Source organism: Streptomyces sp. NPDC092952, from assembly GCF_044754785.1.
Lineage (GTDB): Bacteria > Actinomycetota > Actinomycetes > Streptomycetales > Streptomycetaceae > Streptomyces.
Window position 1 is genome coordinate 141,846 of the sequence record NZ_JBIVPT010000016.1, and the last position, 18,697, is coordinate 160,542.

16 protein-coding genes and 1 riboswitch are annotated in these 18,697 nt (G+C 69.6%); of the genes, 10 read left to right on the forward strand and 6 right to left on the reverse strand.

Translation table 11 applies throughout. The features are described 5' to 3' along the window. Positions 1–107 precede the first annotated feature (107 nt). Both ACIQGQ_RS29550 and ACIQGQ_RS29555 read left to right on the forward strand, forming a co-directional pair. Positions 108–521 carry an anti-sigma regulatory factor gene (locus ACIQGQ_RS29550; RefSeq protein WP_148839137.1) on the forward strand — a complete coding sequence of 138 codons (414 nt, stop codon included), beginning with the start codon at positions 108–110 and terminating at the stop codon, positions 519–521. Then, complete coding sequence (locus ACIQGQ_RS29555) at positions 518–1,471, forward strand: RNA polymerase sigma factor SigF (RefSeq protein ID WP_402401240.1); 954 nt, start codon at positions 518–520, stop codon at positions 1,469–1,471. The genes ACIQGQ_RS29550 and ACIQGQ_RS29555 overlap by 4 nt, the downstream gene beginning before the upstream one ends. A gap of 65 nt (positions 1,472–1,536) precedes the next feature. On the opposite strand, the gene ACIQGQ_RS29560 is transcribed toward ACIQGQ_RS29555, so the two are convergent. Next, a complete protein-coding gene (locus ACIQGQ_RS29560) occupies positions 1,537–1,860 on the reverse strand; it encodes a hypothetical protein (RefSeq protein ID WP_402401288.1) in 324 nt (107 codons plus the stop codon). A gap of 294 nt (positions 1,861–2,154) precedes the next feature. On the opposite strand from ACIQGQ_RS29560, the gene ACIQGQ_RS29565 reads away from it, so the two are divergent. Beyond that, the gene (locus ACIQGQ_RS29565; RefSeq protein WP_402401243.1) at positions 2,155–3,123 is read left to right on the forward strand and encodes a diacylglycerol/lipid kinase family protein; all 969 of its coding nucleotides are present in this window, start codon (positions 2,155–2,157) and stop codon (positions 3,121–3,123) included. A 320-nt stretch (positions 3,124–3,443) separates the two neighbouring features. Continuing rightward, positions 3,444–3,701, forward strand: a complete 258-nt coding sequence (locus tag ACIQGQ_RS29570; RefSeq protein WP_003953983.1) for a WhiB family transcriptional regulator — start codon at positions 3,444–3,446, stop codon at positions 3,699–3,701. Between the two features lie 198 nt (positions 3,702–3,899). Here the strand turns inward: ACIQGQ_RS29570 and ACIQGQ_RS29575 are convergent, their stop codons facing one another. Then, on the reverse strand, positions 3,900–5,369 hold the full coding sequence (locus ACIQGQ_RS29575) for a histidine kinase N-terminal domain-containing protein (RefSeq protein ID WP_402401291.1): 1,470 nt from the start codon (positions 5,367–5,369) through the stop codon (positions 3,900–3,902). A gap of 531 nt (positions 5,370–5,900) precedes the next feature. Here ACIQGQ_RS29575 and nagB point away from each other — a divergent pair. Further along, positions 5,901–6,686, forward strand: a complete 786-nt coding sequence (nagB, locus tag ACIQGQ_RS29580; protein WP_352278405.1) for a glucosamine-6-phosphate deaminase — start codon at positions 5,901–5,903, stop codon at positions 6,684–6,686. Positions 6,687–6,796: 110 nt separating this feature from the next. Here nagB and ACIQGQ_RS29585 read toward each other — a convergent pair whose 3' ends face one another. From ACIQGQ_RS29585 to ACIQGQ_RS29600, 4 genes are all read right to left on the reverse strand, one after another. After that, positions 6,797–8,326 (reverse strand): glycoside hydrolase family 3 protein, encoded by a 1,530-nt coding sequence (locus ACIQGQ_RS29585; protein WP_402401246.1) that lies wholly within the window; start codon positions 8,324–8,326, stop codon positions 6,797–6,799. Positions 8,327–8,333: 7 nt separating this feature from the next. Further along, positions 8,334–9,164 (reverse strand): carbohydrate ABC transporter permease, encoded by an 831-nt coding sequence (locus ACIQGQ_RS29590; RefSeq protein WP_402401248.1) that lies wholly within the window; start codon positions 9,162–9,164, stop codon positions 8,334–8,336. Beyond that, positions 9,161–10,153 (reverse strand): carbohydrate ABC transporter permease, encoded by a 993-nt coding sequence (locus ACIQGQ_RS29595; protein WP_402401250.1) that lies wholly within the window; start codon positions 10,151–10,153, stop codon positions 9,161–9,163. The genes ACIQGQ_RS29590 and ACIQGQ_RS29595 overlap by 4 nt, the downstream gene beginning before the upstream one ends. Before the next feature lie 103 nt (positions 10,154–10,256). Further along, positions 10,257–11,540: an extracellular solute-binding protein gene (locus ACIQGQ_RS29600; protein WP_352278398.1), complete on the reverse strand. Its 1,284-nt coding sequence runs from the start codon at positions 11,538–11,540 to the stop codon at positions 10,257–10,259. Between the two features lie 279 nt (positions 11,541–11,819). Between ACIQGQ_RS29600 and ACIQGQ_RS29605 the strand changes: the two genes are divergently transcribed. The 5 genes from ACIQGQ_RS29605 to ACIQGQ_RS29625 all read left to right on the forward strand — a co-directional run bounded on the left by ACIQGQ_RS29605 (position 11,820) and on the right by ACIQGQ_RS29625 (position 18,607). Then, positions 11,820–12,584 (forward strand): GntR family transcriptional regulator, encoded by a 765-nt coding sequence (locus ACIQGQ_RS29605; RefSeq protein WP_402401254.1) that lies wholly within the window; start codon positions 11,820–11,822, stop codon positions 12,582–12,584. 263 nt (positions 12,585–12,847) lie between these two features. After that, on the forward strand, positions 12,848–13,102 hold the full coding sequence (locus ACIQGQ_RS29610; protein WP_402401257.1) for a DUF3311 domain-containing protein: 255 nt from the start codon (positions 12,848–12,850) through the stop codon (positions 13,100–13,102). Then, complete coding sequence (mctP, locus tag ACIQGQ_RS29615) at positions 13,099–14,733, forward strand: monocarboxylate uptake permease MctP (protein WP_402401260.1); 1,635 nt, start codon at positions 13,099–13,101, stop codon at positions 14,731–14,733. The genes ACIQGQ_RS29610 and mctP overlap by 4 nt, the downstream gene beginning before the upstream one ends. 163 nt (positions 14,734–14,896) lie before the next feature. Further along, positions 14,897–15,041: riboswitch (cobalamin riboswitch) on the forward strand. A gap of 141 nt (positions 15,042–15,182) precedes the next feature. After that, complete coding sequence (locus ACIQGQ_RS29620; RefSeq protein ID WP_402401262.1) at positions 15,183–17,588, forward strand: ribonucleoside-diphosphate reductase subunit alpha; 2,406 nt, start codon at positions 15,183–15,185, stop codon at positions 17,586–17,588. Further along, a complete protein-coding gene (locus tag ACIQGQ_RS29625) occupies positions 17,588–18,607 on the forward strand; it encodes a ribonucleotide-diphosphate reductase subunit beta (protein WP_402401265.1) in 1,020 nt (339 codons plus the stop codon). The genes ACIQGQ_RS29620 and ACIQGQ_RS29625 overlap by 1 nt, the downstream gene beginning before the upstream one ends. The last annotated feature ends 90 nt before the right edge of the window (positions 18,608–18,697 follow it).

Sequence of the window (18,697 nt, forward strand, 5' to 3'; positions counted from 1 at the left end):
ATCATGGGTCGCGACAGCGTCGCGGGCCAGATCCGACGGCGTACCACACGGCTCCGGGGCACCCTTCCCGGATCCTCGAAAGAGTTTGTGCCACCTTGGAGGTGAGGGTGTCCCAGATCGCAGGCGAGCCCGGGAACCAGGACTTCGTGGAGGTCCGGCTGCCCGCTGCGGGTGCCTACCTGTCGGTGCTGCGGACGGCCACGGCCGGTCTGGCAGCGCGCTTGGACTTCACGCTCGACGAGATCGAGGATCTTCGCATCGCGGTCGACGAGGCCTGCGCGATCCTGCTTCAGCAGGCCGTGCCGGGGTCCGTCCTCAGCTGCGTCTTCCGGCTCGTCGAGGATTCCCTCGAAGTCACGGTGTCGGCCCCCACCACGGACGGACGGGCGCCGGAGCGCGACACCTTCGCCTGGACGGTGCTCTCCGCACTGGCCGGGAAGGTCGACTCCTCGGTCGCCGACGACCGTACGGTCAGCATCAGCCTCTACAAGCAGCGCGGCGCGGGCCCCGGGCCGGCGTGAGCAACGGGAACGGGGACGGTCCTGTGCGGGACGAATCGACGCGACCAGGGGTGGTGCGAGCAGCAGGCATCCCGGAGCAACAGGCCCTGCCGCACCCGGAGGACGGGGCGGACGGGCCGGTGGGCCGTACGGTCGCGGTGGAGCAGTCGCAGGCGGAGCGGGCAGGCCAGATGAGCGAGCACGGGCACCACGATCCACACGACCGCAGCGCGGCGCGGGCGCTCTTCGTCGAGCTGCGGGCACTGCCCGACGGCTCGCCCGAGAAGGCGGAACTGCGCAACCGGCTGGTGCGGATGCACCTGCCGCTCGTCGAGCACCTGGCCCGCCGCTTCCGCAACCGGGGCGAGCCGCTGGACGATCTGACCCAGGTCGCCACGATCGGCCTGATCAAGTCGGTGGACCGGTTCGACCCGGACCGCGGCGTGGAGTTCTCCACGTACGCGACCCCCACGGTCGTCGGCGAGATCAAGCGCCACTTCCGCGACAAGGGCTGGGCGGTGCGGGTGCCGCGCCGCCTCCAGGAGCTGCGGCTCTCGCTGACCACGGCCACCGCCGAGCTCTCCCAGCTGCACGGCCGCTCGCCCACGGTCCACGAGCTGGCGGAGCGGCTGGGCATCTCCGAGGAGGAGGTGCTGGAAGGCCTGGAGTCGGCCAACGCGTACAGCACGCTCTCGCTGGACGTGCCGGACACGGACGACGAGTCCCCCGCGGTCGCGGACACACTGGGCTCCGAGGACGAGGCCCTGGAGGGGGTCGAGTACCGGGAGTCGCTCAAGCCGCTGCTGGAGGACCTGCCGCCGCGCGAGAAGCGGATCCTGCTCCTGCGCTTCTTCGGCAACATGACCCAGTCGCAGATCGCGCAGGAGGTCGGCATCTCGCAGATGCACGTCTCGCGGCTGCTGGCGCGCACGCTGGCGCAGCTGCGCGAGCGGCTGCTCGTCGAGGAGTGACGGAGCGACCCCGTCCGCGACGTCCGGCGCCGCCCCGTCCCGCCAGGGGCGGGGCGGCGCCGCGTTCAGTCCGTCGGGGCCGAGCCCGGGCGGCGGATGCCGAGGGCCTCGATGGTGGCGGGCCTGACCAGCTGGAAGAGGGCGGTCAGGCTCACCACGGCCAGGACGATCCCGGCCGGGATCAGCACGCCGTGCGAGCGCAGCAGCGTCCAGACCACCGGCAGCGCGATGATCTGCGTGATGAGCGCCGGGCCCCGGCTCCAGCTGCGCCGCCGCAGCAGCCCCCGGGCGGCGGCCAGCGGGATCACGGCGAGCGCGATCAGCGTCAGCCCGCCGGTCTCCGCCTGCTGGGGGCTCTCGGGGCGGCCGAGCAGCCCCATGACCAGCATGTAGATCCCGCCGATGGCGAGGGCCGCCCCTTCCAGGGCGGTGAGCGCGGCGACGAGAGTGATCCTGCTCGGCTTCGCCGGTTCGAGCCTCGGCAGAGGCGTCGAGGCGGGCGTGTTCTGCTCAGTACTCACCCTTGCAGGTTGGCATCCCGGCGGCGCGGAGGCGAAGCCGGGGTCGGGATCGACACGGAAACCGGTGAACGGTTCGCCCGGTGGCACCCACGCCGTCACGGAGCGTAAACGTCATGGGGAAGGACTTCAGAGCGATACCGCGCGGTAGGTAGTCTGGCGGTCATGCGCGCACTTCTCGTGGTCAATCCGGCAGCTACCACCACCAGTGCGCGGACCCGCGACGTACTCATCCACGCGCTGGCCAGCGAGATGAAGCTGGAGGCCGTGACCACGGAGTACCGGGGGCACGCCCGGGACCTGGGCCGGCAGGCCGCGGAGGCCGACGACATCGACCTGGTGGTGGCGCTGGGCGGCGACGGCACGGTCAACGAGGTGGTCAACGGGCTCCTCCACAACGGCCCGGAGCTGGACCGGCTGCCGCGCCTCGCGGTGGTGCCCGGGGGTTCCACCAATGTCTTCGCGCGCGCCCTGGGGCTGCCCAATGACGCGGTGGAGGCGACCGGAGCGATTCTGGACGCCCTCGCCAACCGGACCGAACGCACGGTCGGCCTCGGGCTGGCCTCCGGTACTCCCGGCACGGAGGACGAATCCGTACCGGAACGCTGGTTCACTTTCTGCGCCGGAATGGGATTCGACGCGGGCGTCGTCGGCCGGGTCGAACAGCAGCGGGAACGCGGCAAGCGTTCCACGCACGCGCTCTACGTGCGCCAGGTCCTCCGGCAGTTCTTCGACGAGCCGCACCGCCGGCAGGGCGTGATGACGCTGGAAGCCCCGGGCCACGAACCGGTGACGGATCTCGCACTCTCGATAATCTCGAACACCGCTCCCTGGACCTACCTGGGAAATCGCCCGCTGTACGCCTCCCCCAAGGCCACGTTCGACACCGGCCTGGACGTGCTCGGACTGAAGCGGCTCTCCACTCCCGCGGTCGCCCGGTACGGCACCCAGCTGCTCACGTCGAGCCCGGAAAAGGGCCCGTCCGGAAAGCACGCCGTTTCACTTCACGACCTCACGGACTTCACCTTGCATTCAAAGGTTCCGCTCCCCTTCCAGATGGACGGTGACCATCTGGGAGTGCGTACAAGTGTGACGTTCACAGGCGTACGCCGTGCACTGCGTGTGATTGTGTGAGTGGAAGGGACCAAAGTCCTTTAACTCGAACGTTTGGACTGGGATCCACCCCATAGAAGTACGGCTGTGACCTAGTCGACACCGAGGAATCAAAAAAAACTTTCCAGAAGGGGTTGTATCCGCCGCTGAGGTTTGCGAATCTCTACATGGCGATCGGGACGGCCCGCAACACCGGCCTCCACTGAGAGCCAGAACCCCTCCTCTACTGCACAGGACCACAACCAGTTCATCTGGGCGTCGGCCCGTCACCTGCGGGGGGATTCGTGAAAGCGTTCACATTCACAAGCAAGAGTATGCAATACCAAGGAGAGGTAGCAGCCATGGACTGGCGTCACAACGCCGTTTGTCGTGAGGAAGACCCCGAGCTGTTCTTCCCCATCGGCAACACCGGTCCTGCGCTGCTGCAGATCGAGGAAGCCAAGGCCGTCTGCCGTCGCTGCCCCGTCATGGAGCAGTGCCTGCAGTGGGCGCTCGAGTCCGGCCAGGACTCCGGCGTCTGGGGTGGCCTCAGCGAGGACGAGCGCCGCGCGATGAAGCGCCGCGCCGCTCGCAACCGGGCGCGTAACGCCAGCGCCTGACCGACGCCACCGCTTCGAGCCTCAGCCAGGCGGCGCGTACAGCGCGTACGCACCACCCCGCCCCCCGAGTCGCAGCGCGCAGTACCCCCCGAAACGCACGCTTGACCAGTGAGCCCGGACCGTCACAACGGTCCGGGCTCACTGCTGTGTTGGTGCCCGCCCACCCGTGGGGAAGGGCGAACGGGGGGACGGAACGGGCTACTTGGCGGAGCGGACCGGGATGTCGAGTACGACCTGGGTGCCGCGCTCGGGGGCGGGGACCATGCCGAAGGTGCCGCCCAACTCGCCCTCCACCAGCGTCCGGACGATCTGGAGCCCGAGGTTTCCGGCCCGCTGCGGGTCGAAGCCCTCGGGCAGTCCGCAGCCGTCGTCCTGGACGGTGATCAGCAGCCGCGCCCCGGTGGCCGAGGAGCCGCCGCGCACCGCGGAGACCTCCACCGTGCCGGACTCGGCGAGCGTGAAGGCGTGCTCCAGGGCGTTCTGCAGGATCTCCGTGAGCACCATCGCCAGCGGGGTGGCCACTTCGGCGTCCAGGATGCCGAAGCGCCCGGTGCGGCGGCAGGTGACCTTGCCCGGGGAGATCTCGGCGACCATCGCGATGACCCGGTCGGCGATGTCGTCGAACTCCACCCGCTCGTCCAGATTCTGGGACAGCGTCTCATGGACGATGGCGATCGAACCGACGCGCCGTACCGCCTCGTTGAGCGCCTCGCGACCGCGCACGGAGTCCATCCGGCGGGCCTGGAGGCGCAGGAGGGCGGCCACGGTCTGGAGGTTGTTCTTCACCCGGTGGTGGATCTCCCGGATGGTGGCGTCCTTGGTGATCAACTCGCGCTCGCGGCGACGCAGTTCGGTGACGTCGCGGAGCAGGACCAGGGAGCCGATGCGGGCACCCTTGGGCTTGAGCGGGATCGTCCTCAGCTGGATCACCCCACCCTCGCACTCGACCTCGAACTCCCGGGGCGCGTAGCCGCTGGCCATCTTGACCAGGGCCTCGTCCACCGGGCCCCGGGAGGGGGCGAGTTCGGCGGTGATCGAGCCCAGGTGGTGGCCGACCAGGTCGGAGGCGAGGCCGAGGCGGTGGTACGCGGAGAGGCCGTTGGGGCTGGCGTACTGGACGACCCCGTCGGCGTCGAGCCGGATCAGTCCGTCGCCGACGCGCGGCGAGGCGTCCATGTCGACCTGCTGGCCCGGGAAGGGGAAGGCGCCGGCCGCGATCATCTGGGCCAGGTCGGAGGCCGACTGGAGATAGGTGAGCTCCAGCCGGGAGGGGGTCCGGACGGTGAGGAGGTTGGTGTTGCGGGCGATCACCCCGAGCACCCGGCCCTCCCTGCGCACCGGGATCGACTCGACCCGTACCGGCACCTCCTCGCGCCACTCCGGGTCGCCCTCGCGGACGATCCGGCCCTCGTCCAGTGCCGCGTCCAGCATCGGGCGGCGGCCGCGCGGCACCAGGTGGCCGACCATGTCGTCCTGGTAGGAGGTCGGGCCGGTGTTGGGACGCATCTGGGCCACGGACACATAGCGGGTGCCGTCCCGGGTGGGCACCCAGAGCACGAGGTCGGCGAAGGACAGGTCGGAGAGCAGCTGCCACTCCGAGACCAGCAGGTGCAGCCACTCCAGGTCGGTGTCACCGAGGGCTGTGTGCTGGCGGACGAGATCGTTCATGGAGGGCACATGTGCGAGCGTACCCGCGCGGGAGCGATCATTCCGAACCGGACGACTCCACCGTACGTGCCGGGGAAGAGGCCGAAATTACGGGGCCCGGACGGATGGACACAGCTAATGGTCTAGTCCACAATGCTGAAGACAGATCTTCCACTCTCCCCGCACAGGAGAGTGGATCGAGGTACCGCGCTCTCTGCCCTGACCGCGTCGGTGCCTCTCCCCGGCCGGGGGCACCGCACACCGCCGGCCGAACCGGACCGTCCGTGACGGACGGCCCTACTCCGGGCTGCGGTGCCGGACAGGCTGAGGGTCCTGTCCCGGCGCCGTGGCCCGCGGGTGTTCCCGGGACCGTTCCGAGGCCGTTCGGCCCTCCGGCCCCCGCCCGCCGACGAGCCGTTCCCGGCCGTCCCACTCCGTGAAATCCGCCGCGGGAACGGGCACATCCACCGCGCCCGCCTTGCCGTGGTCTGCTAAGTTGGAACCGATTGGTCTATACCACCTGACTCAACTCTTCAGATCGGCAGGCCCCGCGTGGAAGTTGTCATCGTCCCGGACGCCCAGGCAGGCGGCGAACTCATCGCGGAGGCCATCGGTGCCCTGCTGAGCCGCAAGCCCGACGCCCTTCTCGGCGTTGCCACCGGCTCTACCCCGCTGCCCATCTACCAGGCGCTGGCGGCCAAGGTCCGCTCCGGTGCCGTGGACGCCTCGCGCGCCCGTATCTGCCAGCTCGACGAGTACGTGGGCCTGCCGGCCGGCCACCCCGAGTCCTACCGCTCGGTGGTGCTGCGCGAGGTCGTCGAGCCGCTCGGCCTGTCCCAGGAGTCCTTCATGGGTCCGGACGGCGCGGCCGAGGACGTCCAGGCGGCCTGTCTCGCGTACGACAAGGCGCTCGCCGAGGCCGGCGGGGTGGACCTCCAGCTCCTCGGGATCGGCACCGACGGGCACATCGGCTTCAACGAGCCGTGCTCCTCGCTCGCCTCCCGCACCCGGATCAAGACGCTCACCGAGCAGACCCGGATCGACAACGCGCGCTTCTTCGACAACGACATCACGCAGGTGCCGCACCACGTGATCACCCAGGGCATCGGCACCATCCTGGAGGCCCGCCACCCGATCCTGCTCGCCACCGGCGAGGGCAAGGCGGACGCCGTGGCGCAGACGGTGGAGGGGCCCGTCGCCTCGATCGTGCCCGCCTCGGCGCTCCAGCTGCACCCGCACGCGACGGTGGTGGTCGACGAGGCCGCCGCGTCGAAGCTGAAGCTGGCGGACTACTTCCGTGCCACGTACGCGGCGAAGCCGTCGTGGCAGGGGCTGTAGCCCTCCGGACGACCACGAAGGCCCGGGGCCGCCCAATGCGGGCGGCCCCGGGCCTTCGCATGTCGTACGGGGCGTGGCGCGGCCCCCCGTGCCCGCGCCACACCCCGGGTTCAGGCCGCGCCGCCCCCGGTGCCGCGGGCGATGACCTCGGCCGCCGCCAGGCCGCAGACGCGGGCCGCGCCGTGGGTGGCGATGTGCAGGGCGCCCCTGGGGGCCGCCTGCGGCACGCCCATCTCGACGACGACGGTGCCGGGGCGCCGCGCGACCAGGGCGTCGAGCGTCTCGGCCATCCAGGCGTGGCGGTGGACGTCGCGGACCACGACGACCAGCGGCCGCTCCCCCGCGGCCCGGAGCACGGCCCCGGCCGGGTCCTCGGTCTCGCCGCCGTACGTGCCGGTCTCCGTGCCGGGCACCAGCCGGGCCAGCTCGGCGGCGACGCCCCAGGGGGTCTCGTCGCCGACCGCGATGTTCGACGCGGAGGTGAAGGCGGCGACGTACGCGGGCTCGGTCAGCGGGGCGGCCGAGCCGGTCACCAGGACCGCCCGGCGGGCGGCGACCAGGCCGATGTCGGAGCCGGGCGCGGTCCCCTCCTGCGCTGCCGCGCCCGATTCCGTACCGGTGCGCCGGGCCTGCCGCGTCCAGGACGCCAGGGCGCGGACCCGGGCGGCCGCGTCCGCGAGCCGCTCCTCGGCGAGTTCGCCGCTGTGCACCGCGCGGACCAGCGCGTCGCGCAGCCGCACCACGGTGCCCTCGTCCTCCAGGCCGCCGCCGACGCAGAGCGCGTCGGCACCCGCCGCGATGGCGAGGACGGAGCCCTGCTCGATGCCGTAGGTCGCGGCGATGGCCTGCATCTCCACGGCGTCGGTGACGATCAGGCCGTCGTAGCCCAGCTCCTGGCGGAGCAGTCCGGTGAGGATCTGCGGGCTGACGGTGGCGGGGCGGTCCGGGTCGAGCGCCGGCAGCAGGATGTGCGCGCTCATCACGCACTTGGAGCCGGCCGCGATGGCCGCCCGGAACGGCACCAGCTCGCGGGCGTGCAGGGTCTCCAGGTCGACGTCGATGCGCGGCATCGCGTGGTGCGAGTCGATCGCGGTGTCGCCGTGCCCCGGGAAGTGCTTGGTGCAGGCGGCGACGCCGGAGGACTGGAGGCCCTCGATGTACGCGGCGGTGTGCCGGGCGACCAGCTCGGTGTCGGCGCCGAAGGCGCGTACGCCGATGATCGGGTTGCCCGGGTTGGAGTTGACGTCGGCGGAGGGCGCCCAGTTGAGGTTGACGCCGCACTCGGCAAGCCGGCGGCCGAGCTCCCGGGCGACCTCGCGGGTCAGGCCGAGGTCGTCGACGTGGCCGAGGGCGAGGTTGCCGGGGAAGGAGGAGCCGGTGCGGACCTCCAGGCGGGTGACGTCGCCGCCCTCCTCGTCGATCGCGACGAGGAGGTCCTCGCGCCCGGCCCTGAGCTGGGCGGTGAGCGCGGTGACCTGCTCGGCCGTCCGGATGTTGCGGCCGAAGAGCGCGACGGAGGCGAGGCCCTCGTCGACCCGGCGCAGCACCCACTCGGGGGCGGTGATGCCGGTGAATCCGGGCTGGAGGACGGCGAGCGCGTCGCGGGTGACGGTGTCCGTGGCGGATATCGAGGTGGTCATGGCTGCGTTATCCCTTCACGGCGCCGTCGGTGAGGCCGCTGACGGCCTTGCGCTGCAGGAAGACGAAGAGGATCAGGATCGGGATGGCGAAGATCGAGGCGGCCGCCATGGTGGCGCCCCAGTCGTCGCCGAACTGGCTCTGGAACTGGGAGATCCACAGCGACAGGGTCTTGGCCTCGGGGTCCTTGTTGAGGATGAGGACCAGCGGGAACTCGTTCCACGCGGTGATGAAGCCGAAGAGCGAGGTGGCCATCAGGCCGGGGGCGAGCAGCGGCAGGATGACCTTGACGAAGGCCTGCGGGCGGGTACAGCCGTCGACCATGGCGGACTCCTCCAGTTCCTTGGGCACCGCGGCAACGTAGCCGCGGAGCGTGAGGATCGTGAAGGGGAGCACCATCACCATGTAGAAGAGCGTCAGCGGGACCAGGCTGTTGAGCATGTCCGCGTCGCGGACCAGGATGTAGATCGCGATGACCATGACCTCCCAGGGCGCCATCTGCGCCAGCATGAAGGTCACGATCAGGCCCTTGCGTCCCTTGAACCGCATGCGCGCCAGGGCGAACGAGGCGAAGAGCGCGATGATCAGCGAGAGCCCCACGGAGCACAGGGTGACGACCAGCGAGTTCCTGACCATCGTCAGGAAGTTGTCGGCCTGGACCGCCGTCTTGAAGTGCTCGAAGGTGATCTCGGTGGGGAACCAGACCGGGGTCTCGGTGATGATGTCGCCGGTCGGCTTGAAGGCCGTGCTGAACATCCAGTAGACGGGGAAGACCAGCCCGACGAAGAGGACGACGGCGAGGGCGTTGGGCCAGATGCGGCCGAACAGTGAGCGCTTCACAGCTCGTCCTCCTCTTGCTTGAGAACGATGCGGAGGTAGTACGCGGTCAGCGCCAGCATGATCAGGATGGTGAGCAGCGAGATCGCCGCGCCCATGCCGTAGTGCTGGTTGCCGACACCTTCGACGAATGCGTAGATCGGCAGGGTCTCGGTGAGGCGGTTGGGGCCGCCGCCGTTGATGATGTAGATCTGCGGGAACGCCTTGAAGACCCAGATGACCTCGAGGAAGGTCGTGGCGTAGAGGAAGGGCCGCAGGAACGGCATGGTCACCGAGGTGAAGCTCTTCCAGCTGCCGGCGCCGTCGAGGGAGGCCGCCTCGTACAGCTCCTTGGGGATGGTCGTGGTCGCGGCGTAGAGGTTGATCGCCACGAACGGGATCGAGCCCCAGACGATCATCAGGGTGACCACGAAGAACGTGGAGAACTGCGATCCGGTCCAGTTGTAGTCGGCCATCGCGTGCCAGCCGAGCTTGTCCAGGACGTAGTTGACGACCCCGAAGCGCGAGGCGAACAGCCACTGGTACACCGTCGACGAGGCGACGATCGGCATGGCCCAGGCGAGCACCAGCCCGAGCATCAGGGCCAGGCGCATCTTCTTGCCCAGACGGGCGAGGAGCAGGCCGATCAGGGTGCCGAGGATCATGATCAGCGCGACGTTGGCGACGGTGAACACGATCGTGCGGAGGGTGACGGTCCAGAAGTCCCCACCGGTGAGGATCTCCTGGTAGTTCTTGAAGCCGTTCCACTCGGTGACATGCTGGATCAGCTGTCCCATGTTGAGGTTCTGGAACGACAGCATGGCGTTCTTCACCAGGGGATACCCGAGGAAGACCGCCGTCACCGCGAGCGCGGGAACCATCAGCAGGTACGGCGCGGCGCCGATACCCACTCTCCGCTTCTTCCCCCCGTGCTGCCCTACGGGTGGTATCTCGTCCCGGCCGCGGCCCGCGGCCGTCTTGGCCACGTCCGAGGGATCGGTCTGCACTGCCATGCTCGCCATCTCTTCCAACAAAGCCCTACACGGAACGATGCGTACGGCCGGGGGCGGCGGGTCGGAACCCGCCGCCCCCGGCGCGGGACGCGCTAGCTGCGAACTACTGCTGCTGGCTGAGGCGCTTGTTGAGCTCGCCCTCGACCTGCTTGGCGGCGTCGGCGGGCGACTTACCCTGCAGGACCAGCGTCATGTAGGTCTTGATCGGGTTCGGCGGGTTCTCGACCGGCGCCCACTCCGGGATCAGCGGCGTGGTGCCACCGGACTTGGCGGCGGCGGGGCCGGCGGCCTCGGCGGCGGGCTGGCCGACGGTGTACTTCTGCATGGCGTCGTTCTTGGGGGACCAGCCGGCCTCCTTGATGAGCGCGCCGTCGTTCTCCTCGGAGAGCGCGATCTTCAGGAACTCCTTGGCCAGGTCCTGCTTCTTGCTGCCCGCGGCCACGGCGAGGTTGGAGCCGCCGAGGAAGACGCCCTCGGGCTTGTCGGCGGTCTCACCGGGGATGGTGAAGAAGCCGATGTCGTCCTTGAGCTTCGGGTTGGCCTTGATGGCGGTGCCGGCCTCGTAGCCCATGGCGATGATGGCGCCGGTCTTGCCCTTGGCGAAGACCTCGGCCTGCTGCGGGGTGGCCTCGTCCTTGTCCTTGGGGGCCTTGGAGTAGGACTGGTACTTCTTGTACACGTCCATGGCCTCGGCGACCTTGGGGTCGGCCAGGTTGGAGACGTACTTGTCGCCTTCCTTCTTGACCGGGGAGACGTCCTTGCCGACGAGCAGGCCGTCGAAGAAGTACCAGTTCTGGCCGGGCAGGTAGATCGGCTCGGCGTCGCCCTTCTTCTCGATGGCCTCGAAGGCCTTGAAGAGGTCGGCGCGGGTCTTCGGCGTCTCGGTGATGCCGGCGTCCTTGAAGACCTTCTTGTTGTACATGACGACGCGGTTGCCCACGTACCACGGCAGGGCGTACTGCTTGCCGTCGTAGATGGAGGGCTGGTTGACGCCGTCGGCCCAGGCGGAGCCGATCTCCTTCTTGAGGTCGCCGAGGTCGGCGAGGCCGCCGGTCTTGGCGTAGGCCGGGGTCTGGGTGTTGCCGATCTCCAGGACGTCCGGCGGGTTGGACTCCGAGAGGGCGGTGGTGACCTTCTGCTGGATGCCGTTCCAGTCCTGGACTTCGATCTTCAGCTTGGCCTTGGTCTTCTTCTCGAACTCCTCGGTGACCTTCTTGGTCCATCCGTCGGGGTTCGAGCCGGACATCGTCCAGACGGTCAGGGTCTGGCCCTTGTAGGCGTCGGGACCGGCCTTCTTGCCGCTGTCTCCGCCGTCGTCGGACCCACACGCAGCGAGGCCGATCATCATGCCCGCGACGCCGATCGCCGCGATGAGCTTGCGCTTCACGCCAAACCCTCCTCAGGGATACTGCAACCCCGCCCACCGCGAAGACATTCGACGAGTACTGCTGGGGCTGGACCTGGTCTTTAATGGTTTAGACCAGTACCGGGAGCTTGGCCTAGACCTTTTGGGGTGTCAAGGGTGTATAAGAAGTGCACTCGCGTCCGTTATAGGACCGACACCTAAGGGAGGGCGACCAGCCGTGACCGGACCGTGCCACCATGTGAGCCGCGACAGACGGAGGAGCCGGTGACGGCAGCAACGCAAGCGTCGGGAAGGCGGACCATGGGTGCCGACGGGGGCAGTACGGAGAACGAGACGGGCGCGGCCACACGCACGGCACGCGTCCCGAAGTACTACCGGCTGAAGCGACATCTGCTGGACATGACGGACACCATGCCGCCGGGCACCCCCGTGCCCCCGGAGCGGACCCTGGCCGCCGAGTTCGACACCTCGCGCACCACCGTGCGCCAGGCGCTCCAGGAGCTGGTCGTCGAGGGCCGGCTGGAGCGCATCCAGGGCAAGGGCACCTTCGTCGCCAAGCCGAAGGTCTCGCAGGCCCTCCAGCTCACCTCGTACACCGAGGACATGCGCGCCCAGGGGCTGGAACCGACGTCCCAGCTGCTGGACATCGGCTATGTGACGGCCGACGACACCCTCGCCGGGCTGCTCGACATCACCGCCGGCGGCCGGGTGCTGCGGATCGAGCGGCTCCGACTGGCCAGCGGCGAGCCGATGGCGATCGAGACCACGCACCTTTCGGCCAAGCGCTTCCCGGCGCTCCGCCGCTCCCTGGTGAAGTACACCTCTCTCTACACCGCGCTGGCCGAGGTCTACGACGTACGGCTGGCCGAGGCCGAGGAGACCATCGAGACCTCACTGGCGACCCCGCGCGAGGCCGGACTGCTCGGCACCGACGTGGGCCTGCCGATGCTGATGCTCTCCCGGCACTCGCTGGACGGGCAGGGCGAGCCGGTGGAGTGGGTGCGCTCGGTCTACCGCGGCGACCGGTACAAGTTCGTGGCGCGGCTCAAGCGGCCCATCGACTGAGCCCGGCGGACGGGAGGCCATTTCCGGCCACCTCTTCCCCCGCCACCACCCCCGGGGCCCCTGTGGAGCACACCACTCCGCAGGGGCCTTTCCGCTGCCCTGGTACGGACCAACTCCCGTACGTATGACGCGATCTCGCACATACGTACCAACCGGTCGGACCGTTGTCGGACCGCAATGCGGACAGGGGGTGACGGTGACCGGAACCTCCCCTAGATTTCCTGCGCATTACAGGGTGATCAGCGAGGGGACGGAGTCGCCGCATGTCCGTGGAACCAGAGGAAAAACCGCCCACCATCACACCGGTCAGAGTGGTCGTCGCGCTCTGCCTGGTCGCGCCGTTCGTGGCGATGCTCTGGGTGGGTTCGTACGCGAAGGTGGACCCCACCTTCATCGGGATCCCGTTCTTCTACTGGTACCAGATGCTCTGGGTGCTGATCTCCACCGCGCTCACGATGATCGCGTACAAGCTGTGGCAGCGCGACCAGCGCGCCCGCAAGGGGGGTGAGCAGGCATGAAGGACGGTGTGAACGGCGTCGCGCTCGGCGTCTTCATCTTCTTCTTCGTGGCCGTCACGGTCATGGGCTTCCTGGCCGCCCGCTGGCGCAGGGCCGAGAACGAGGCCAGCCTCGACGAATGGGGCCTGGGCGGACGGTCGTTCGGCACCTGGGTGACCTGGTTCCTGCTCGGCGGCGACCTCTACACGGCGTACACCTTCGTCGCCGTGCCGGCGGCCATCTACGCGGCGGGCGCGGCGGGCTTCTTCGCCGTTCCGTACACGATCCTGGTGTACCCGCTGATCTTCACCTTCCTGCCCCGGCTGTGGTCGGTCTCGCACAAGCACGGCTATGTCACCACCTCGGACTTCGTCCGCGGGCGGTTCGGCTCGAAGGGGCTGTCGCTGGCGGTCGCCGTCACCGGCATCCTCGCCACCATGCCGTACATCGCGCTCCAACTCGTCGGCATCCAGGCGGTGCTGGACGTGATGGGCGTCGGCGGCGGCGAGAACACGCACTGGTTCGTCAAGGACCTGCCGCTCCTGCTCGCGTTCGCGGTGCTCGCCGCGTACACCTACTCGTCCGGGCTGCGCGCGCCCGCGCTGATCGCGTTCGTCAAGGACGGGCTGATCTACCTGGTCATCGCCGTGGCGATCATCTACATCCCGATCAAGCTGGGCGGCTTCCACGACATCTTCGCCAAGGCCGGCGAGGCGTTCTCCGAGACCAATCCGGCCACCGGCAAACCGCGCGGCGCGCTCGCCCCGGGCGAGGCGGGTCAGTGGGGGTACGCGACCCTGGCGCTGGGCTCGGCGCTGGCACTGTTCATGTATCCGCACTCCATCACGGCGACGCTCTCCAGCCGCAGCCGCAACGTGATCCGGCGCAACACCACGATCCTGCCGCTGTACTCGCTGATGCTGGGCCTGCTGGCGCTGCTCGGCTTCATGGCGATCGCCGCCGGGATCAAGGTGGACAACGGGCAGCTGGCCATCCCGCAGCTGTTCGAGAACATGTTCCCGGACTGGTTCGCGGGGGTGGCCTTCGCCGCGATCGGCATCGGCGCGCTGGTGCCCGCCGCGATCATGTCGATCGCCGCGGCGAACCTCTTCACCCGCAACATCTACAAGGACTTCCTGAAACCCGACGCCACCCCGGAGCAGGAGACCAAGGTCTCCAAGCTGGTGTCGCTGCTGGTCAAGGTCGGCGCGCTGGCCTTCGTCCTCACCATGGACAAGACCGTCGCGATCAACTTCCAGCTGCTCGGCGGGATCTGGATCCTCCAGACGATGCCGGCCCTGGTCGGCGGGCTGTTCACCCGCTGGTTCCACCGCTGGGCGCTGCTCGCGGGCTGGGCGGTCGGCATGGTGTACGGGACGGTCGCCGCGTACGGGGTCGCCTCGCCGACCCAGAAGCACTTCGGCGGTTCGTCGGCGGAGATCCCCGGCATCGGCGAGATCGGCTACATCGGCCTCACCGCGTTCGTGCTGAACGTGGTCGTGACGGTGGTGCTGACCTTCGTCCTGAACGCCATGAAGGCGCCCGCCGGTACGGACGAGACCTCGCCGGCCGACTACACGGCCGACGCGGGCGACCCGGGCGTGCGGGCGAAGCTCCCGCCGGCCACCGCGGGGGCTCCGGGCGGCCACTGACGGGCCGCTTCCCGGCGCCCCGGGAACACCTCCGGCAGGGCCCGTTCCCGGGCTTCCACGGCCCGCTCCCGCCCCTTCCCGAGGGGTGGGGGCGGGCCGTCCGCCGTTCCGGGAGCGATCCGATCCTGCGTCGTACGACACAACATGTGGGGGCTGCCTCATCGGGCGGCCCCCACATGTATGCTCGTCCTCGCTGTCGTCGCAGGGGAATCCGGTGCGAATCCGGAACTGTCCCGCAACGGTGTATCCGGTGCGCTTTTGCGCACTCCGAGCCAGTCCGACGACCTGCCGACAGCGCATCCGGCTCGACCGAACCGGATGCCCAGACGTCCGGGCCTCGCGGTTGGGCCGGTGGACGCCGCGCGGAGTGCTGCCCCGGCCCGGGTGCGTCCTTCGCGGGCTTCCCCCGTGCCCCCGCCGGCCCCGAGCCGAGCGTGGGAGAGCAACACGTGACCATCGCGCCAGCCGATCCGGCTTCAGTCGCCGCGTCCGTCGAGTCCGAGGCAGCCGCACAGGACGGTCCCGGAGCGGCGCTGCTGCGGACCCTGACCGCCCTCACCGCCGATCTGCCCGACACCGACCCCGGCCGGGTCGCCGCCGCCGCCCTGCGCGGCCGCAGCGCGCGGGCGGACGAGGCGGAGCTGCGTTCGCTGGCCACCGAGGCGGCCGCGGGCCTGATCTCCGAGGACCCCGCGTACTCCCGGCTGGCCGCCCGGCTGCTGACCCTCGCCATCGCGGACGAGGCGGCGGGCCAGGGCGCGGTCTCCTTCTCCGCCTCGGTCGCCGTGGGGCACCGCGAGGGCCTGATCGCGGACCGCACCGCCGCCTTCGTCGCCCGGCACGCGGAGGCGCTGGACGCGCTGGTGGGGCAGTCGCTCGCCGACGGCGCGGACGACCGCTTCGGCTACTTCGGGCTGCGTACCCTGCACAGCCGCTACCTGCTGCGCCACCCGCACACCCGCCAGGTCGTCGAGACCCCGCAGCACTTCATGCTCCGGGTGGCGTCCGGGCTCGCCGAGGACGAGTCGCAGCGCGCCCTGGACGAGGTGGCGGCGCTGTACGGGCTGATGAGCCGGCTCGACTACCTGCCCTCCTCCCCCACCCTGTTCAACTCCGGTACCCGGCACCCGCAGATGTCCTCCTGCTATCTGCTGGACTCGCCGCTGGACGAGCTGGACTCGATCTACGACCGCTACCACCAGGTGGCCCGGCTCTCGAAGCACGCGGGCGGCATCGGCCTCTCGTACTCCCGCATCCGCTCGCGCGGTTCGCTGATCCGCGGCACCAACGGGCACTCCAACGGCATCGTGCCGTTCCTCAAGACGCTGGACGCCTCGGTCGCCGCCGTCAACCAGGGGGGCCGCCGCAAGGGCGCCGCCGCCGTCTACCTGGAGACCTGGCACGCGGACATCGAGGAGTTCCTGGAGCTCCGCGACAACACGGGCGAGGACCAGCGGCGCACGCACAACCTGAACCTGGCGCACTGGGTGCCGGACGAGTTCATGCGCCGGGTCGAGGCGGACGGCGAGTGGTCGCTGTTCTCCCCGGCCGACGTGCCCGACCTGGTCGACCTGTGGGGCGACGCGTTCGACGCCGCGTACCGGGCCGCCGAGGCGAAGGGCCTGGCCCGCCGGACGCTCCCGGCCCGCGAGCTGTACGGCCGGATGATGCGCACCCTCGCCCAGACCGGCCAGGGCTGGATGACCTTCAAGGACGCCTCCAACCGGACCGCGAACCAGACCGCCGAGCCGGGCAGCGTCGTCCACTCCTCGAACCTGTGCACCGAGATCCTGGAGGTCACCGACGACGGCGAGACCGCCGTCTGCAACCTGGGCTCGGTCAACCTCGGCGCGTTCGTCACCGGCGGCTCCATCGACTGGGAGCGGCTGGACGCCACCGTCCGCACCGCGGTGACCTTCCTGGACCGGGTCGTCGACATCAACTTCTACCCGACCGAGCAGGCGGGCCGCTCCAACGCCCAGTGGCGCCCGGTGGGCCTGGGCGCCATGGGGCTCCAGGACGTCTTCTTCCAGCTGCGGCTGCCGTTCGACTCGCCGGAGGCCCGCGCGCTCTCCACCCGGATCTCCGAGCGGATCATGCTCGCCGCCTACGAGGCGTCCTGCGAGCTCGCCGAGCGCTCGGGCCCGCTGCCCGCCTGGGAGCGGACGCGCGCGGCGCGCGGGGTGCTGCACCCCGACCACTACGACACCGGGCTGAACTGGCCGGAGCGCTGGGAGGCGCTGCGCGCCCGGGTCGCGAAGTCCGGCATGCGCAACTCGCTGCTGCTGGCCATCGCGCCGACCGCGACCATCGCCTCGATCGCCGGGGTGTACGAGTGCATCGAGCCGCAGGTCTCCAACCTCTTCAAGCGCGAGACGCTCAGCGGTGAGTTCCTCCAGGTCAACGCGTACCTGGTGGAGGAGTTGAAGCAGCTCGGCGTGTGGGACGCGCGGACCCGTGAGGCGCTGCGCGAGGCGAGCGGCTCGGTGCAGGGCTTCGCCTGGATCCCCGAGGACGTGCGGGCGCTGTACCGCACCGCGTGGGAGATCCCGCAGCGCGGCCTGATCGACATGGCGGCGGCCCGTACCCCGTTCCTGGACCAGAGCCAGTCGCTGAACCTGTTCCTGGAGACGCCGACGATCGGCAAGCTCTCCTCGATGTACGCGTACGCCTGGAAGCAGGGGCTGAAGACGACGTACTACCTGCGTTCGCGCCCGGCGACCCGGATCGCCCGCGCGGCCTCCGGCCAGGCCGCGGCCGCCGCCCCCATTCCCGTACAGCAGGCGTCGGCACCCGACGCGGACGCGATCGCCTGCTCCCTCGAAAACCCCGAGTCCTGCGAGGCCTGCCAGTAATGAGCTCCACCCACGCCGAGAAGAACCTGCTGGACCCGGGTTTCGAGCTGACCCTGCGTCCCATGCGCTACCCGGACTTCTACGAGCGCTACCGGGACGCGATCAAGAACACCTGGACGGTGGAGGAGGTCGACCTCCACTCCGACGTGGCCGACCTTGCCAAGCTGTCGCCGGGCGAGCAGCACATGATCGGGCGGCTCGTCGCGTTCTTCGCGACCGGTGACTCGATCGTCTCCAACAACCTCGTGCTGACGCTGTACAAGCACATCAACTCCCCCGAGGCGCGGCTGTACCTGTCGCGGCAGCTCTTCGAGGAGGCCGTGCACGTCCAGTTCTATCTGACGCTGCTGGACACCTATCTGCCCGATCCGGAGGACCGGGCGGCGGCGTTCGACGCGGTCGAGGAGATCCCCTCGATCCGCGAGAAGGCCCAGTTCTGCTTCAAGTGGATGGACTCGGTCGAGAAGATCGACCGGCTGGAGACGAAGGCCGACCGCCGCCGCTTCCTGCTCAACCTGATCTGCTTCGCGGCGTGCATCGAGGGGCTGTTCTTCTACGGCGCGTTCGCGTACGTCTACTGGTTCCGCTCGCGGGGTCTGCTGCACGGTCTGGCCACCGGCACCAACTGGGTGTTCCGGGACGAGACGATGCACATGAACTTCGCGTTCGAGGTGGTGGACACCGTCCGCAAGGAGGAGCCCGACCTCTTCGACGACGAGCTCCAGCAGCAGGTCACCGACATGCTGAAGGAGGCCGTGGCGGCGGAGCTCCAGTTCGGCCGCGACCTGTGCGGCGACGGGCTGCCGGGCATGAACACCGACTCGATGCGGCAGTACCTGGAGTGCGTCGCCGACCAGCGCCTGACCCGGCTGGGCTTCCCGGCGGTCTACGGCTCCGAGAACCCGTTCTCGTTCATGGAGCTGCAGGGCGTGCAGGAACTGACGAACTTCTTCGAGCGCCGCCCGTCCGCCTACCAGGTGGCGGTGGAGGGCTCGGTCTCCTTCGACGACGACTTCTAGGTGTTCTGTCCCGGGAGGTTGTGGACGGGTGAGCGAGGTCTCGGCTGAGGGATCTTGAAGCAGGTGAGGGCCTTCCGGTTCGGTGTGGAT